This window comes from Amycolatopsis sp. CA-128772, from assembly GCF_002904295.1.
In the GTDB taxonomy this organism is placed as follows: domain Bacteria; phylum Actinomycetota; class Actinomycetes; order Mycobacteriales; family Pseudonocardiaceae; genus Amycolatopsis.
Genome location: NZ_PPHG01000080.1, coordinates 98,877 through 114,420 on the forward strand (window position 1 = coordinate 98,877; position 15,544 = coordinate 114,420).

Below are 15,544 nucleotides of genomic sequence, written 5' to 3' on the forward strand. Positions count from 1 at the left end.
GGGGCGGAAGGTGGTGTGCCGGTGAAGACCGATCTCGGGTTGGCCGGCGCCGTGGTGCTGGTCACCGGCGGCGTCCGGGGTGTGGGCAGGGGGATCAGCGCGGTGTTCCTGGCCCAGGGCGCGCACGTCGTCACCTGCGCGCGGCGCGCGGCGGCGACCGAGGCGGAGTTCGTCGCGTGCGATGTGCGGGAGGAAGAACAGGTTTCGGCTCTGGTCGGCGGGATCGTGGCCCGGCACGGCCGCCTGGACGTGGTGGTGAACAACGCCGGCGGGGCGCCGTACGGGCCGGCGGCGGAGGCTTCGCCGCGGCTGCACGAGAAGGTCGTGCAGCTGAACCTGCTGGCGCCGCTGCTGGTCGCGCAGCACGCGAACGCCGTGATGCAGCGCCAGGACGGCGGCGGCTCGATCGTGATGATCTCCAGCGTCAGCGGAACCCGGCCCTCGCCGGGGACGGCGGCTTACGGCGCCGCGAAGGCGGGGCTCGACAGCCTCACCGCCAGTCTCGCGGTCGAGTGGGCCCCGAAGGTCCGGGTCAACGCCCTGGACGTCGGGATGGTGCGGACCGAGCAGTCGCACCTGCACTACGGGAGCGAGGCCGCGGTCGAAGCGGTGGGGAAGACCGTGCCGCTCGGGCGGCTGGCCGAGCCCGAGGAGGTCGGGGCGTGCGCGGCGTTCCTCGCGTCCCCGCTGGCTTCCTACGTGTCGGGGGCGACGTTGCGGGTGCACGGCGGGGGAGAGGTACCGGCCTTCCTGGCCGCGGCCGACGTGAATCACCGGGAGGATGCGTGAGCGGGTTGTGCCAGGGCCGGGTGGTCGTCGTGACGGGCGCCGGCCGGGGAATCGGACGGGCGCACGCGCTGGCGTTCGCGGCCGAGGGTGCCTCGGTGGTGGTGAACGACGTGGACGCCGGCGCGGCCGCCGAAGTCGTCGCGGCGGTCGGGGAAAACGCGGTCGTGAACTCCTCCGACGTGGCCGACTGGGCGGGGGCGAAGGAGCTGATCGGGACGGCTCTCGGCACCTTCGGCCGGCTGGACGTGCTGGTCAACAACGCGGGATTCCTGCGGGACCGGATGCTGGTGAACCTCGGCGAGGACGAGTGGGACGCGGTCGTCCGGGTGCACCTCAAGGGCCACTTCGCGCCCCTGCGGCACGCGGCCGGGCATTGGCGGGCCGAGGCGAAGGCCGGCCGGACGCCGCAGGCCCGCGTGATCAACACCAGTTCGGGAGCCGGGCTGCTGGGCAGCGTGGGGCAGGGGAACTACTCGGCGGCGAAGGCCGGTATCGCCGGGCTGACGGTCGTGGCGGCGGCGGAACTCGCCCGCTACGGCGTCACGGTGAACGCGATCGCGCCGGCCGCGCGGACCCGGATGACCGAAGGGGTGTTCGCGTCGATGGCACGGCCGGACACCGGCTTCGACGCGATGGCGCCGGAAAACGTCTCGCCGCTGGTGGTGTGGCTCGGCAGCGAGGAGTCCGGGCACGTCACCGGCCGGGTGTTCGAGGTCGAGGGCGGGAAGGTCTCGCTGGCGCAGGGCTGGCGGCACGGCCCCGGCGTCGACAAGGGCGAGCGGTGGGACCCGGCCGACCTCGGCCCGGTCGTCGAGGAACTGCTCGAGCGCGGGCCCGAGCCCGAACCCGTCTACGGAGCGAGCTGATGGGCATCCTGACCGGACGCGACGGGCACATCGAGGTCGTCACGGTCGATTTCCCGCCGGTGAACGCGTTGCCGGTGCAGGGCTGGTTCGACCTGGCCGACGCGATCACGCGGGCCGGCCGCGATCCCGCGGTGCACGTGGTGATCCTGCGCGCCGAAGGCCGGGGGTTCAACGCGGGCGTGGACATCAAGGAGATCCAGCGCACCGCCGGGTACGACGCCCTGGTCGGCGCGAACCGGGGCTGCTACGCCGCGTTCGGCGCGGTCTACGACTGCCAGGTGCCGGTGGTCGCCGCCGTGCACGGGTTCTGCCTCGGCGGCGGGATCGGCCTGGCCGGCAACGCGGACGTGATCGTGGCGGCCGAGGACGCGACCTTCGGGGTGCCGGAGGTGGACCGCGGCGCGCTGGGCGCGGCCACGCACCTGGCGAGGCTGGTGCCGCAGCACCTGATGCGCACGCTGTACTTCACCGCCCGGAAGATCACCGCGGCGGAACTGCACGCGCACGGCTCGGTCTACCGGGTCGTGCCCCGCGCGGAGCTCGACGAGGCGGCCCTGGAAATCGCGCGCGACATCGCGGCCAAGGACCCGCGGGTGATCCGGGCGGCGAAGGAGGCCCTGAACGGCATCGACACCCAGCAGGTGCACCGCAGCTACCGGTTCGAGCAGGGGTTCACCTTCGAGCTGAACCTGCTCGGCGCGTCCGACGAAGCCCGCGAGGAGTTCTTGAATGGCCGATAAGCGCACGACCGCCGACGACGTCGCGGCGGAACTCCGGGACGGCATGACCGTCGGCATCGGCGGCTGGGGCTCCCGCCGCAAGCCGATGGCGCTGGTCCGGGCGATCCTCCGCACCCCGGTCAAGGACCTCACCGTGGTCTCCTACGGCGGTCCCGACGTGGGCCTTCTGTGCGCGGCGGGCAAGGTGAAGCGGGTCGTGTTCGGGTTCGTCACCTTGGATTCGATCCCGTACGACCCCTGGTTCGGCCGCGCCCGCGAAACCGGGGCGATCGAGGTGACCGAGTACGACGAGGGCATGTTTGGCACGGCGTTGTCGGCGGCGATGCAGCGGCTCCCGTTCCTGCCCACCCGAGCCGGCCTGGGGTCGGAGGTGATGCGCGCCAACCCCGGCCTCCGCACCGTGCGCTCGCCGTACGACGACGGCGAAGAGCTGGTCGCGGTCCCCGCGCAGCAGCTCGACGTGGCGCTGGTGCACCTCAACCGCGCGGACGCCCGCGGCAACGCCCAGTACCTCGGCCCGGACCCGTACTTCGACGAGCTGTTCGCCCTGGCCGCGGACAAGTGCTTCGTGTCGGCCGAAAAGGTCGTCGGGACGGCGGAGCTGACGGCGGGCGGGCCGGTGCAGTCCCTGCTGCTCACCCGCGGTGCCGTCGACGGGGTCGTCGAAGCGCCGCGCGGCGCGCACTTCACCACGGCGGTCCCGGACTACGGCCGGGACGAACGGTTCCAGCGGCACTACGCGGCCTGCGCGAAGGACCTCGAGGCGTGGCCGGGGTTCGCGGACCGGTTCCTCGCCGGTGACGAGCGCAGCTATCTGTCCGAAGTGGACAAGTTCGGGGCGGAGGCGGCATGAGCGCGACCCGGGCCGAGATCGCCGTGGTGGCGGTGGCCGAGCTGTTCCGCGGCGACGGCGAGCTCGTCGTCAGCCCGATGGGCCTGATCCCGCAGCTGGGCGCGAAACTCGCGCGGCTGACCTTCGAACCGGACCTGCTGATGTCCGACGGCGAGGCGTACCTGCTCACCCCGGACGGCGTGGTCGAAGGCTGGCAGCCGTTCCGCAAGATGCTCGACACGATCGTCCCGCACGGACGACGGCACGTCGTCATGGGCGCCAACCAGATCGACCGGTACGGCAACCAGAACATCTCCGCCATCGGCGACCACGCCCGCCCGGCCAAGCAGCTGCTGGGCGTGCGCGGCGCGCCCGGCAACACGATCAACCACCGGACGAGCTACTGGGTGCCCCGGCACGCCACCCGCGTCTTCGTGGACACCGTGGACGTCGTTTCGGGTGTGGGGTACGACAACGCGGCCAAGGCCGGGCCGTCGGCGCAGAAGTACCACGACGTGCACCGGGTCGTCTCGGACCTCGGCGTGTTCGACTTCGGCGGCCCGGACCACGCGATGCGCGCGGTGTCGCTGCACCCGGGCGTCACCCGCGACGAGGTCGCCGCGGCGACGACGTTCGAGATCGACTTCACCGGCACCGGCACCAGCCGCGAACCGGACGAAACCGAACTGCGGCTCCTCCGCGAGGTCGTCGACCCGAAAACCCTGCGCGACAGGGAGGTTCCGGCGTGAAGACAGCCCTGACCCGGCTGGTCGGCGTCGACCACCCGGTCGTGCAGACCGGGATGGGCTGGGTCGCCGGGCCGCGGCTGGTCTCGGCGACCGCGGAAGCCGGCGCCCTCGGCATCCTGGCCTCGGCCACGATGACGTTCGGCGAGCTGGAAGCGGCCGTCGCCGAAGTCAAGAAGCGGACGGAAAAGCCGTTCGGGGTGAACCTGCGCGCCGACGCCGTGGACGCCGGGGACCGGGTCGACCTGCTGATCCGCGAAGGCGTCAAGGTGGCGTCGTTCGCGCTCGCGCCGCGCAAGGAGATGATCGCGAAACTGCGCGACCACGGTGTCGTCGTGATCCCGTCGATCGGCGCCGCGCGGCACGCGGAGAAGGTCGCCGCCTGGGGCGCGGACGCCGTCATCGTCCAGGGCGGCGAGGGCGGCGGGCACACCGGCGGCGTGGCCACCACGCTGCTGCTGCCCTCGGTGCTGGACGCGGTCGACATCCCGGTCGTCGCGGCCGGCGGGTTCTTCGACGGCCGCGGGCTCGCCGCCGCCCTCGCCTACGGCGCCGCGGGCGTGGCGATGGGCACCCGGTTCCTGCTGAGCAAGGAGAGCACGGTCCCCGACGAGGTCAAGCGCCTCTACCTGGAGCAGGGGCTCACCGGGACGGTCGTCACCCGGCGGGTCGACGGCCTGCCCCACCGCGTGTTGCGCACCGGCCTCGTCGAGAAGCTCGAACGCACCGGACGGCTCCGCGGGCTGGCCCAGGCCGCGCGCAACGCCCTGCGGTTCCGGAATATCACCGGCCTGTCCCCGGTTGCGATGGTGCGAGAAGGCCTTGCGATGAAGCACGGCAACGATCTGACCTGGAGTCAGCTGGTCATGGCGGCCAACACCCCGATGCTGTTGCGGGCGGGCCTGGTCGACGGCCGGACGGACGCCGGAGTGCTAGCGTCGGGACAGGTGGTGGGCATGATCCACGACCTGCCCACGGTGGCGCGGATCGTCGAGGGCGCGGTGGCCGAGGCGGGGGAGATCCTGCGGCGGCTCGGCCGGCAAACGGGAGGATGAGAACGCGGTGTTGAAGGTCGGTTACAAGGCGTCGGCGGAGCAGTTCGGGCCGCGGGACCTGGTCGAGTACGCCGTGCGCGCCGAAGAGGTCGGCCTCGACTCGGTGTGGGTGTCCGACCACTTCCTGCCGTGGCGGCACGAAGGCGGGCACGCCCCCTGGGCACTGGCCTGGATGCCGGCGGTGGCCGAGCGCACGAAGCGGGTGCAGATCGGCACCAGCGTGCTGACCCCGACGTTCCGGTACAACCCGGCGGTGATCGCCCAGGCGTTCGCGACCATGTCGCTGCTGTCGAACGGCCGCGTCATCCTCGGGGTCGGGTCCGGCGAGGCGCTCAACGAGATCGCCGTCTCGGGGCGCGAGTGGCCGGAGTTCAAGGAGCGCTTCGCCCGGCTGCGCGAGTCGATCAAGCTCATCCGCGAGCTGTGGACCAGCGACAACGTCAACTTCAAGGGCGACTACTACGAGCTGGTGGACGCCAAGATCTACGACCGGCCGGAGCAGCCGGTGCCGGTGTACGTCGCCGCCGGCGGCCCGGTGGTGGCCAAGTACGCGGGCCGCGCCGGGGACGGGTTCATCTGCACGTCCGGCAAGGGCATGGAGCTCTACACCGACAAGCTGATGCCGGCGGTCAAGGAAGGCGCGGAGGCGGCCGGCAAGACCGTCGAGGACGTCGACCGGACGATCGAGATCAAGCTCTCCTACGACCGCGACCACGAGAAGGCGCTGGAGAACACCCGGTTCTGGGCGCCGCTGTCGCTGTCGGCGGAGCAGAAGCACAGCGTGTCCTCGGCCGAAGAGATGGAACGGCTGGCCGACGAGCTGCCGATCGACCAGGTCGCCAAGCGCTGGATCGTGGCGTCCGACCCCGACGAGGCCGTGGCGCAGATCAAGCCCTACCTGGACGCGGGCCTGAACCACCTGGTCTTCCACGGCCCGGGCCACGACCAGGAGCGGTTCCTGGCCCAGTTCTCCGAGGACGTCCTGCCGAAGCTGCGCGCCCTCGGCTGATCAGCGCTGTCCGACGTCACAGCCGTTCGATGATGGTGACGTTGGCGGTGCCGCCGCCTTCGCACATCGTCTGCAGCCCGTAACGCCCGCCGCGGCGCTCCAGCTCGTGCAGGAGCGTGGCGAGCAGCTTGGTGCCGGTGGCCCCGATCGGGTGGCCGAGGGCGATCCCGCCCCCGTTCACGTTGACCCGGCCGGGGTCCGCGCCGGTTTCGTCCAGCCACGCCAGCACCACGCTGGCGAACGCCTCGTTGACCTCGAACAGGTCGATGTCGCCGATCGCCAGCCCGGCGTTGCGCAGCGCGTGCGCCGTCGCCGGGATCGGGCCGGTCAGCATCCACACCGGATCCGCCGCCCGCACCGACAGGTGGTGGATGCGGGCCCGGGGCGTCAGGCCGTGTTCTTCGACGAAGGACGAGGACGCCAGCAGGGCCGCGCTCGCGCCGTCGGAGATCTGGCTGGCCACCGCCGCGGTCAGCCGCGAACCCTCGCCGAGCGGTTTCAGGCCGCGCATCCGTTCCAGGCTGGTGTCCCGGCGCGGCCCCTCGTCGTGCCGGAACTGCTCGACCGGGACGATCTCCGCGTCGAACCGGCCTTCGTCGATGGCGGCCACCGCCCGCTCGTGGCTGCGCAGCGCGTACTCCTCCATGGCCGCGCGGCTGATGTCCCAGTGCTCGGCGATCATGCCGGCGCTGCGGAACTGCGAAACCTCGGCACTGCCGTAGCGCTCCTGCCAGCCCTTCGAACCGGAGAACGGGTCGTCGAAGCCGTACTCGCGCCCGGCCAGCATCGCCGCGCTGATCGGGATCCGGCTCATGTTCTGCACGCCGCCGGCCAGCACCAGGTCCTGCGTGCCGGACATGACGGCCTGCGCGGCGAAGTGCACGGCCTGCTGGCTCGACCCGCACTGCCGGTCGATCGTCACCCCGGGCACGTGGTCCGGGAACCCGGCGGCCAGCCACGCGGTGCGGGCGATGTTCCCGGCCTGCGGCCCGAGGGTGTCCGTGCAGCCGAAGATGACGTCGTCGACGAAGTCCGGGTCGACCCCGGCGCGCTCGACGACCGCCTTGATGACGTGCGCCCCCAGGTCGGCGGAGTGCCACCCGGACAGCGCGCCGCCGCGCCGCCCCACGGGCGTGCGGACCGCGTCGAGGAGGAAAGCTTCGGGCACGGGTGCTCCTAGGGGTGCTGGCTGCTGACGGAGACGACTTCGCCGGTCAGGTAACCGGCGTAGTCGCTGGCGAGGAAGACCATCACGTTGGCGACCTCCCACGGCTCGGCCGCGCGGCCGAAGGCTTCCCGCTTGGTGAGGTCTTCGAGCAGTTCGTCGCTGGTCACCTTGGCGAGGAACGGGTGCATGGCGAGGCTCGGCGCGACGGCGTTGATCCGGACGCCGTGCCCGGCGGCGTCCAGGGCCGAGCAGCGGGTGAGGGCCATGACGCCGGCTTTCGCGGCCGCGTAGTGCGCTTGCCCGGCCTGGGCGCGCCAGCCGACCACCGACGCGTTGTTGACGATCGCCCCGCCGCCGCCCTGGGCGACGAACTGCTTGAGGGCCGCGCGGGTGCAGCGGAAGGTGCCGGTGAGGGTGATGTCGAGGACCTTCGACCACTCGTCGTCGGTCATCTCCAGGACGGACTTCGTGCCGCCGAGCCCGGCGTTGTTGACCAGGACGTCGAGGCGGCCGAAGCGGGCGGCCGCGCCGTCGATGAGGGCCTGGACCTGGTCCTCCTGGGTGACGTCGCAGGGGATCGCGTGGACGTCGCCGAGTTCGGCGGCCTTCTCCTTCAGGCGCCGCTCGTGCCAGTCGCTGATCACGACGTTCGCGCCTTCTTCGAGGCAGCGTTTCGCCACCGCGGACCCGATGCCGGTGCCCGCGGCCGCGGTGACGACGACGACTTTGCCGGCGAGGAGGTCGTGGCCGGGCGGGTACTGGGGGATCACGGACGGGCCTCCCGGGGCAGGCCGAGGACGCGCTCGGCGATGATGGTGCGTTCGATTTCGTCCGAGCCGCCGTAGATCGTGTCGGCGCGGGTGAACAGGAACAGCCGCTGCCACTCGTCCAGCTCGCCGCCGTCGGAGGTGAGGGATCGGGCGCCGCGGGCGCGCACGGCCAGTTCGCCCAGCCCGCGGTGCCATCGCGCCCACAGCAGCTTCCCGACCGCGACTTCGGGACCGGCGGCCTGGCCGAGCGTCCGCAAAGCGTGGGCGCGCAAGACCCGCAGGCCGATGCGGGCGCGGGCGAGGTCGGCGCGCAGCAGCGGATCGTCGTAGGTGCCGAGCCGTTTCGCTTCGGCGGTGATGTCGTCGAGTTCGCGGCGGAAGCCGATCTGCTGGCCCAGCGTCGAGACGCCGCGTTCGAAGCCGAGGGTGGCCATGGCGATCTTCCAGCCCTCGCCCGGTTCGCCGACGACGTGGCCGGCGGGCGTGCGGGCGTCGTCGAAGAAGACTTCGTTGAACTCCGAGGTGCCGGTGAGCTGCCGGATCGGCCGGATCGTCACGCCCTTCTGGCGCAGCGGCACCAGGAGGTAGGACAGGCCGTGGTGGCGCCGGGAGCCGGGTTCGGTGCGGGCCACGACGAAGCACCAGTCGGCCACGTGGGCCAATGACGTCCAGATCTTCTGGCCGTTGATCACCCACTCGCCGTCCCGCAGCACCGCCGACGTCGAAACGGCGGCGAGGTCGGAGCCGGCGCCGGGTTCGGAGTACCCCTGGCACCAGAGCTCTTCGACGGCGGCGATCTTGGGCAGGAACCGTTGCCGCTGTTCCGGCGTGCCGAAGGCGATGAGCGTGGGGCCGAGCAGCTGCTCGCCGATGTGGTTGACCCGGGCGGGCGCGCCGGAAGCGGCGTACTCCTCGTGGAAGGCGACCTGTTCGGCCAGCGACAGGCCGCGGCCGCCGTGCTCGACCGGCCAGCCGACGCACGTCCAGCCCGCCGCGGCCAAGTGGCGTTCCCAGGCCAGGCGCAGCTCGAACTCCTCGTGCTCCCGGCCCGGCCCGCCCAGGCCGCGCAGCCTGGCGAACTCGCCGGTCAGGTTGCCGGCCAGCCAGCCCGCGACCTCGCGGCGGAATCGCGTCGGTTCCACGCACGCCTCCTTGCTCACCCGCCGGTCCGGCACCTAGGGTAATGAGAACACGTTCTACTTTGCCGGTCCAGAGGAGGGTGTGGTGGGACAGACCACGATCCCGGCCGTCGTCCGCGACGCCGCCGCGAAGTTCGGGTCCGCCGAGGCGCTGGTCGACGGGTCCGTGCGGCTCGGTTACGACCAGCTTCTGGAACGTGTTCGAACCGTCGCGCGGGCCTTCGCGGCGTGCGGGGTCGAGGCGGGGGACCGGGTCGCGGTCGCGCTGCCCAACACCCACCACTGGGTCACGGCGGCGCTCGGCGCGCTCTACGCGGGTGCGACGCTGATCCCGGTCAACACCCGCTTCACCGCCACCGAGACGGTGGACCTGCTCGTCCGCGGCCGGGCCCGGGCCCTCGTCGTGGCCGCCGACTTCCTCGGCGCCGACCGCCACGCCGCGATCGTGGCGACCGGGGCGGCGCTGCCGGACCTCGGCACCGTCGTCCGGGTGCCCCTGGAGCAGCCGCACCGGCCGGTCGGGGGCACGCTGGGCTGGGACGAGTTCCTGGCCACGGCCGGGCAGGTGCCGCCGGCCGCCGCCGAGGCGCGGGCCGACGCCGTCCGCCCGGACGACGTCAGCGACATCCTCTTCACGTCGGGCACCAGTGGCCGCTCGAAGGGCGTGCTCTCGGCTCACCGCCAAGCCGTCGACGTCGCCGCGGCCTGGGCGGACTGCGGCCGGGTCACCGCGGACGACCGGTACCTGGTGATCAACCCGTTCTTCCACAGCTTCGGCTACAAGGCCGGCATCCTGGTCTGCCTGCTGACCGGCGTGACGATCGTGCCGCAGGCCGTCTTCGACGTGCGCGCGGCCCTGCGGGTGATCGAGCGGGAACGGATTTCCGTGCTGCCGGGCGCGCCGACGGTCTTCCAGTCCCTGCTGCACGAGCCGCGCAAGGGCGACCTGTCGTCGCTGCGGCTCGCGGTCACCGGCGCGGCCACGGTGCCGGCCTCGCTCGTGCGCCGGATGTGGTCCGAACTCGGCTTCGAAACCGTCCTCACCGCCTACGGGCTCACCGAAGCCGTGATGGTGACGATGTGCCGTCCCGGCGACCCCGCGGACCTCATCGCCGGCACGTCCGGCCGGGCGACCGCGGGCTTCGAGGTGGCGATCCAGGGCTCGCCGGGCGAGATCGTGGTCCGCGGGCCGAACGTGATGCTCGGGTACCTCGACGACCCGGAGGCCACCGCGAAGGCCGTCGACGAGGCGGGCTGGCTGCACACCGGCGACGTCGGCGAGCTCGACGCCGCCGGCAACCTGACGATCACCGGCCGGCTCAAGGACATGTACATCTCCGGCGGCTTCAACGTCTACCCGGCCGAGGTCGAACACGCCCTGACCGAACTGGCCGGCGTGCGCGACGCCGCGGTGATCGGCGTTCCGGACGAACGGCTCGGCGAGGTCGGCAAGGCGTTCGTCGTCGGCACCGGGCTGACCGGGGAAGCGGTCATCGCCTTCTGCCGCGAACGGCTCGCCAACTACAAGACCCCGCGGTTCGTCGAGTTCCTGGACGAGCTGCCCCGCAACGCTTCCGGCAAGGTGCTGAAGCGGCTGCTGAGCGAGGAGAAGGCATGAGTGAACCGGTGGTCCGCGCCGAGCGGCGCGGGCCGGTCGCGGTGGTGACGATGAACCGGCCGGAGTACCGCAACGCCCAGAATTCGGCGATGACCTACGCCCTCGACGACGCCTTCACGGCCGCGGTGAACGACCCCGAGGTGAAGGTGATCGTGCTGGCGGGGGCCGGGAAGCACTTCTCGGCGGGGCACGACATCGGCACCCCGGGCCGCGACGTCGACGTCTCCTTCGACCGGCGGGCGGTGCTGTGGTGGGACCACACCGACCGCGCGGGCGGTGACCAGCGGTTCGCCCGGGAAGCCGAGGTGTACCTGGGGATGTGCCGCCGGTGGCGGGAACTCCCGAAGCCGATGATCGCGAGCGTCCAGGGTGCGTGCATCGCCGGCGGGCTGATGCTGGCCTGGGTGTGCGACCTCATCGTGGCCTCGGACGACGCGTTCTTCGCCGATCCGGTGGTGCGGATGGGGATTCCGGGTGTCGAGTACTTCGCGCACCCGTGGGTGCTGGGGCCGCGGGCGGCCAAGGAGGTGCTGTTCACCGGCGACCGGTTCAGTGTTCAGCAGGCCAAGGAGTGGGGGATGATCAACCGCATCGTGGCGCGCGCGGACCTCGAACAGCACACCCTGGAGCTGGCGGAGAAGATCGCGGGGATGCCGCAGTTCGGGCTGGCGCTGGCGAAGAAGGCCGTCAACCAGGCCGAAGACCTGATGGGTATGCGGTCCGGAATGGACTCCGTGTTCGGGTTGCACCACCTGGCGCACGCCCACAACGCGGAGACCTCCGAGGACTCGCTCGGCGGGCAGTCGGCGCGGTCGATGCGTGACGCGAACAAGGGGACGTGATGGACCTCGACATCGACGCCGCGTCCGCCGCCTTCCGGGACGAGGCTCGCGAATGGCTGGCCGCCCACGTCCGGTCGCTGCCGTCGATGGACACCGCCGAGGGGTTCGCCGCGCACCGGGAGTGGGAGGCCGAGCTGGCCGAAGCGCGGTGGTCGGTCGTGTCGTGGCCGCGGGAGTACCACGGCCGGGATGCCTCGATGCTGCAGTGGCTGTTGTTCGAAGAGGAGTACTACGCCTCGGGCGCGCCGGGCCGGGTGTCGCAGAACGGGATCTTCATGCTCGGCCCCACGCTGTTCGCGCACGGCACGCCGGAGCAGCGTGACCGGATCCTGCCGGCCATGGCGACCGGCGAGCAGGTGTGGGCGCAGGCGTGGTCGGAACCCGAGGCGGGCAGCGACATCGCGGCGTTGCGGAGCACGGCGGTCCGCACGGACGGCGGCTGGCGGCTGTCCGGGCAGAAGACGTGGAGTTCCCGGGCGACCTTCGCCGACCGCGCGTTCGGCCTTTTCCGCACCGATCCCGACGCTCAACGCCACCAAGGCTTGACCTACTTCATGGCCGACCTGCGCGCCGAAGGCGTCACGGTCCGGCCGATCCCACAGCTCGACGGTGAACCCGGCTTCGCGGAGATCTTCTTCGACGACGTCTTCGTCCCCGACGAGGACGTGATCGGGGAGGTGGGCCAGGGCTGGCGGGTGGCGATGACGACGGCCAACAACGAGCGCGGGCTGTCGCTGCGCAGCCCGGGCCGGTTCCTCGCCGCGGCCGACCGGCTGGTGGATCTCTGGCGGGACAACGGCGAGTCACCGTCCACCCGGGACAGGGTGGCCGACGCCTGGATCGGCGCCCGGGCGTACCGGCTGTACACGTTCGGCACGGTCAGCCGGCTCGCCGACGGGGGCGAGCTGGGACCGGAGTCGAGCGTGAACAAGCTGTTCTGGTCCCACCTCGACGTCGAACTGCACGAGACGGCCCTCGACGTCCTGGGGCCGGAAGCGGAGACGAACCCGGACTGGGTGGACGGCTACCTGTTCTCCCTCGCCGGGCCGATCTACGGCGGCACCGACCAGATCCAGCGCAACACCATCGCCGAACGGCTGCTGAAGCTCCCGAGGGAGGCCCGCCGATGAGGTTCCAGCTCTCGCCGGAGCAACGGCAGTTCGCCGCGACGCTGCACGAGCTGCTGGGCGGGGCGGACACCGCGGCCGCCGCCCGCGCCTGGGCCGTGGGGGAGCACGACCGCGGCCTCAAGCTCTGGCGCGCGCTCGCCGACGTCGGGGTCTTCGCGCTGCTGGTGGCCGAGGACCTCGGCGGCCTCGGCGCTTCGCCGGTCGACGTCGTGGTCGCCTTCGAAGCCCTCGGCTACCACGCCGTGCCCGGCCCGCTCGTCGAGTCGGCGGCGGTCGCCCCGGCGCTGCTGACCGGCCACCGGCTCACCTCCCTCGCCGAGGGCGACCTGGTGGCCACCGTCGTCGCGCCGCCGGAAGTCCCCTTGGCCCTCGACGCCGACGTCGCGGGCGTGGTCCTCGACCTCACCGGTGCGGCGCTGACCGGAGCCGGGACCGGGCCGGTGCGCTCGATCGACCCGCCGCGGCGGTTGTTCCGGGTCCCGGCCGCGGCCGGCCGAGCGGACGGGGCCGCGTTCGACCGCGGTGTCCTGGCCGTCGCCGCCCAGCTCCTCGGCGCGGGGCAGTGGCTCCTCGACACCTCGGTCGCATACGCGAAACAACGCAAGCAGTACGGCCGGGCCATCGGCGAGTACCAGGCGATCAAGCACCTCCTCGCCGACGTCGCCACCCGGCTCGAACTGGCCCGGCCGCTGCTCCACGGCGCCGCGGTCGCGGGAGAGACCTTCGCCCGGGACGTCTCGGCGGCGAAGGTCATGGCCGGCGACGCCGCCCACCTCGCGGCGCGGACCGCCCTGCAGGTGCACGGCGCCATCGGCTACACGGCCGAACACGACCTCGGGCTCCGGCTGACGAAGGTCCGGGCCCTGACCGGCGCCTGGGGGACCGGGTCGTTCCACCGGGCGCGGGTCCTGCGATGACCGACCCGATGGAGACCGGGGAAGCCCGGGCGCTGCGGGACGCCGTCCGCGCCCTGCTGGCGCGCCGGTCCGGGCCGGAGGCGGTGCGCGCCGCCATGGCGTCGCCGCTGGGCTACGACGACAAGCTCTGGTCGACCCTGTGCGAGCAGATCGGCGTCGCCGGCCTGACGATCCCGGAGCACTACGGCGGCGCGGGTGCCGGCCTCGCCGAGGCGTGCGTCGTGCTGGCCGAACTGGGCCGCACGCTGACCCCCGCGCCGATGCTGGGCTCGGCGGTGCTGTGCGGCGAGGCCCTCCTGCGCACCGGCAACGACGAAGCCTGCGAACGGCTGCTGCCGGGCATCGCCGCGGGTACGACGGTGGCCGCCCTCGCCTGGTCCGGTGCGGACGGCCGGTGGACCCCGGCCCTGACGGCGTCGGCCGCGGGCCTCGACGGCCGGGCGCACTACGTCCTGGACGGCGACACCGCCGACGTCCTGCTCGCCGTGGCCCGCACGGACGACGGCGCCGGCCTGTTCGAAGTCCCCCTCGACGGCGTCCGCCGGGAACGCGCCACGACCCTGGACCCGACCCGGCGCCTCGCGGTCGTCGAGTGCGCGTCGACGCCGGCCCGGCGGCTCGACACCGGCGGGTTCACCGAGCCGCTGCGGCACCTGCGCGACACGGCGGTGGTCGCCGTCGCGGCCGAGCAGACCGGGGCGGCCGCCCGGGCGCTGGAGCTCACGGTCGAGTACACAAAGCAACGCCGTCAGTTCGGCCGTCCGATCGGGTCGTTCCAGGCGCTGAAGCACCGGATGGCCGACGTCCACGTCCACGTCGAAGCGGCCCGCTCGGCGTTGTCCGCGGCCGTGGCGGACGGGGATCCCGAGGCTGTCATGACCGCGGAGGTGGTGTGCGGCGAGGCGTTCGCGCACGCGGCGGCGGAGATGGTCCAGCTCCACGGCGGCATCGCGATCACCTGGGAGCACGACGCGCACCTGTACTTCAAGCGCGCCCACGGCACGGCCCGGCTCTTCGGCGAGCCGGACCTCAGCCGGTGAGCCGCGCCGCCGAGCCGGGCAGCTCCCGGTTGGCCTCGTCCAGCCCCCGGGCCACCGCCCGGCACGCCCGGCAGCCGGCGACGTGCTCGGCGATCACGCTCGCCCGGCGCGGCGGCAGCGCGCCGCGGACCCAGGCGCCCATGCGCCGCCGGGGTTCGCGGCAGATCGGCTCCTCCGCGTCGGGCACCTGGACCTGCAGGTAAGCCTGCCGCAGCCCCTCGCGCGCCCGCATCGCCAGCGCCGCCACGCTGTTGGGCGACAGGCCCAGCAGCGGCGCGACCTCCGTCGGGGTGCCGCCCTCGGCCGCGGTCTGCCACAGCACGGTCCGCCACCGCCCGGGCAGCGTCCGGTAGGCCGACCACACGAGGTGGACGTGGGACCGGTGCAGCGCGAGTTCGTCGGCGCCGCCGGCGTCGAGACCCGACTCGGGGACGGTGGCCCGCAGCTCGACCCGGTTGCGCTGGCTGCTCCACCGGGACACCAGGTGCCGCATCGTCACGACGAGGTACGGCCGCAGGTCGCCGTGCGGTCCGTGGCCGGCCCGGATCACGGCGAGCACCCGCGCGAACGTCTCGGCCACCAGGTCATCGCGTTCGGCGGGCTGCCGCACCCACGCCCCGGCGGCCCGCCACAGCGGCTCGGCGTGCCGCCGGAAGAGACTCCCGGCGGCCTCGAGGTCCCCGCCCCGGAGCGCGGCGAGCAACACGGCATCGGGCCGCTCGTCGTCGGCTGGTCGCATGGGGCTCTCCCGGGTTTCGGCGCTCTCCGTCGTGGCGGGGTACCCACTGGCCGCCCGATAGTGCCCGCCGACGGGCGGGCGACCCCGATCGAGTGGCCGGCTGCGGGGATGACCAGCGCTTTTTGCCGGCCTAAGATCTCTTGC

General features: G+C 72.8%; 16 protein-coding genes. 12 read left to right on the forward strand and 4 right to left on the reverse strand.

Annotated elements, in window-relative coordinates; all coding sequences use genetic code 11:
• Nucleotides 1-21 precede the first annotated feature (21 nt).
• From C2L59_RS33115 to fgd, 7 genes are read left to right on the forward strand one after another with little or no spacing between them, the layout of a single operon-like run.
• The gene (locus C2L59_RS33115; RefSeq protein WP_103353638.1) at nucleotides 22-789 is read left to right on the forward strand and encodes an SDR family oxidoreductase; all 768 of its coding nucleotides are present in this window, start codon (nucleotides 22-24) and stop codon (nucleotides 787-789) included.
• The gene (locus C2L59_RS33120; protein ID WP_103353475.1) at nucleotides 786-1,655 is read left to right on the forward strand and encodes an SDR family oxidoreductase; all 870 of its coding nucleotides are present in this window, start codon (nucleotides 786-788) and stop codon (nucleotides 1,653-1,655) included. The genes C2L59_RS33115 and C2L59_RS33120 overlap by 4 nt, the downstream gene beginning before the upstream one ends.
• The gene (locus C2L59_RS33125) at nucleotides 1,655-2,395 is read left to right on the forward strand and encodes an enoyl-CoA hydratase family protein (protein ID WP_103353476.1); all 741 of its coding nucleotides are present in this window, start codon (nucleotides 1,655-1,657) and stop codon (nucleotides 2,393-2,395) included. The genes C2L59_RS33120 and C2L59_RS33125 overlap by 1 nt, the downstream gene beginning before the upstream one ends.
• A complete protein-coding gene (locus C2L59_RS33130) occupies nucleotides 2,385-3,248 on the forward strand; it encodes a CoA transferase subunit A (protein ID WP_103353477.1) in 864 nt (287 codons plus the stop codon). Before C2L59_RS33125 ends, C2L59_RS33130 begins: the two co-directional genes overlap by 11 nt.
• Nucleotides 3,245-3,976 (forward strand): CoA-transferase subunit beta, encoded by a 732-nt coding sequence (locus C2L59_RS33135; protein WP_103353478.1) that lies wholly within the window; start codon nucleotides 3,245-3,247, stop codon nucleotides 3,974-3,976. Before C2L59_RS33130 ends, C2L59_RS33135 begins: the two co-directional genes overlap by 4 nt.
• Nucleotides 3,973-5,028 (forward strand): nitronate monooxygenase family protein, encoded by a 1,056-nt coding sequence (locus C2L59_RS33140; protein WP_103353479.1) that lies wholly within the window; start codon nucleotides 3,973-3,975, stop codon nucleotides 5,026-5,028. The genes C2L59_RS33135 and C2L59_RS33140 overlap by 4 nt, the downstream gene beginning before the upstream one ends.
• 7 nt (nucleotides 5,029-5,035) lie before the next feature.
• Nucleotides 5,036-6,037 (forward strand): glucose-6-phosphate dehydrogenase (coenzyme-F420), encoded by a 1,002-nt coding sequence (gene fgd / locus C2L59_RS33145; RefSeq protein ID WP_103353480.1) that lies wholly within the window; start codon nucleotides 5,036-5,038, stop codon nucleotides 6,035-6,037.
• 16 nt (nucleotides 6,038-6,053) lie between these two features.
• Here the strand turns inward: fgd and C2L59_RS33150 are convergent, their stop codons facing one another.
• Genes C2L59_RS33150 through C2L59_RS33160 form a run of 3 tightly spaced genes read right to left on the reverse strand, consistent with a single transcriptional unit; the run spans nucleotide 6,054 to nucleotide 9,117 of the window.
• On the reverse strand, nucleotides 6,054-7,205 hold the full coding sequence (locus C2L59_RS33150) for an acetyl-CoA C-acetyltransferase (RefSeq protein ID WP_103353481.1): 1,152 nt from the start codon (nucleotides 7,203-7,205) through the stop codon (nucleotides 6,054-6,056).
• An 8-nt stretch (nucleotides 7,206-7,213) separates the two neighbouring features.
• The gene (locus tag C2L59_RS33155) at nucleotides 7,214-7,975 is read right to left on the reverse strand and encodes an SDR family oxidoreductase (protein WP_103353482.1); all 762 of its coding nucleotides are present in this window, start codon (nucleotides 7,973-7,975) and stop codon (nucleotides 7,214-7,216) included.
• Complete coding sequence (locus tag C2L59_RS33160) at nucleotides 7,972-9,117, reverse strand: acyl-CoA dehydrogenase family protein (protein WP_103353483.1); 1,146 nt, start codon at nucleotides 9,115-9,117, stop codon at nucleotides 7,972-7,974. Before C2L59_RS33160 ends, C2L59_RS33155 begins: the two co-directional genes overlap by 4 nt.
• Before the next feature lie 82 nt (nucleotides 9,118-9,199).
• On the opposite strand from C2L59_RS33160, the gene C2L59_RS33165 reads away from it, so the two are divergent.
• From C2L59_RS33165 to C2L59_RS33185, 5 genes are read left to right on the forward strand one after another with little or no spacing between them, the layout of a single operon-like run.
• Nucleotides 9,200-10,732: a FadD3 family acyl-CoA ligase gene (locus C2L59_RS33165; RefSeq protein ID WP_103353484.1), complete on the forward strand. Its 1,533-nt coding sequence runs from the start codon at nucleotides 9,200-9,202 to the stop codon at nucleotides 10,730-10,732.
• Complete coding sequence (locus C2L59_RS33170; RefSeq protein WP_103353485.1) at nucleotides 10,729-11,574, forward strand: enoyl-CoA hydratase; 846 nt, start codon at nucleotides 10,729-10,731, stop codon at nucleotides 11,572-11,574. Before C2L59_RS33165 ends, C2L59_RS33170 begins: the two co-directional genes overlap by 4 nt.
• On the forward strand, nucleotides 11,574-12,704 hold the full coding sequence (locus C2L59_RS33175; RefSeq protein WP_103353486.1) for an acyl-CoA dehydrogenase family protein: 1,131 nt from the start codon (nucleotides 11,574-11,576) through the stop codon (nucleotides 12,702-12,704). The genes C2L59_RS33170 and C2L59_RS33175 overlap by 1 nt, the downstream gene beginning before the upstream one ends.
• Complete coding sequence (locus tag C2L59_RS33180; protein WP_103353487.1) at nucleotides 12,701-13,621, forward strand: acyl-CoA dehydrogenase family protein; 921 nt, start codon at nucleotides 12,701-12,703, stop codon at nucleotides 13,619-13,621. The genes C2L59_RS33175 and C2L59_RS33180 overlap by 4 nt, the downstream gene beginning before the upstream one ends.
• Nucleotides 13,618-14,661, forward strand: coding sequence for an acyl-CoA dehydrogenase family protein (locus C2L59_RS33185; RefSeq protein WP_233223813.1), 1,044 nt, complete (start codon nucleotides 13,618-13,620; stop codon nucleotides 14,659-14,661). The genes C2L59_RS33180 and C2L59_RS33185 overlap by 4 nt, the downstream gene beginning before the upstream one ends.
• Here the strand turns inward: C2L59_RS33185 and C2L59_RS33190 are convergent.
• Nucleotides 14,651-15,400 (reverse strand): sigma-70 family RNA polymerase sigma factor, encoded by a 750-nt coding sequence (locus tag C2L59_RS33190; RefSeq protein WP_103353488.1) that lies wholly within the window; start codon nucleotides 15,398-15,400, stop codon nucleotides 14,651-14,653. The genes C2L59_RS33185 and C2L59_RS33190 overlap by 11 nt on opposite strands.
• Nucleotides 15,401-15,544 lie beyond the last annotated feature (144 nt).

What these genes read in the sequence shown, in the direction of transcription:
- C2L59_RS33125 (WP_103353476.1), top strand. Translation starts at nt 1,655, where the DNA reads ATGGGCATCCTGACCGGACGCGACGGGCACATCGAGGTCGTCACGGTC.
- C2L59_RS33130 (WP_103353477.1), top strand. Translation starts at nt 2,385, where the DNA reads ATGGCCGATAAGCGCACGACCGCCGACGACGTCGCGGCGGAACTCCGG.
- C2L59_RS33135 (WP_103353478.1), top strand. Translation starts at nt 3,245, where the DNA reads ATGAGCGCGACCCGGGCCGAGATCGCCGTGGTGGCGGTGGCCGAGCTG.
- C2L59_RS33170 (WP_103353485.1), top strand. Translation starts at nt 10,729, where the DNA reads ATGAGTGAACCGGTGGTCCGCGCCGAGCGGCGCGGGCCGGTCGCGGTG.
- C2L59_RS33175 (WP_103353486.1), top strand. Translation starts at nt 11,574, where the DNA reads ATGGACCTCGACATCGACGCCGCGTCCGCCGCCTTCCGGGACGAGGCT.
- C2L59_RS33180 (WP_103353487.1), top strand. Translation starts at nt 12,701, where the DNA reads ATGAGGTTCCAGCTCTCGCCGGAGCAACGGCAGTTCGCCGCGACGCTG.
- C2L59_RS33185 (WP_233223813.1), top strand. Translation starts at nt 13,618, where the DNA reads ATGACCGACCCGATGGAGACCGGGGAAGCCCGGGCGCTGCGGGACGCC.
- C2L59_RS33190 (WP_103353488.1), bottom strand. Translation starts at nt 15,400, where the DNA reads ATGCGACCAGCCGACGACGAGCGGCCCGATGCCGTGTTGCTCGCCGCG.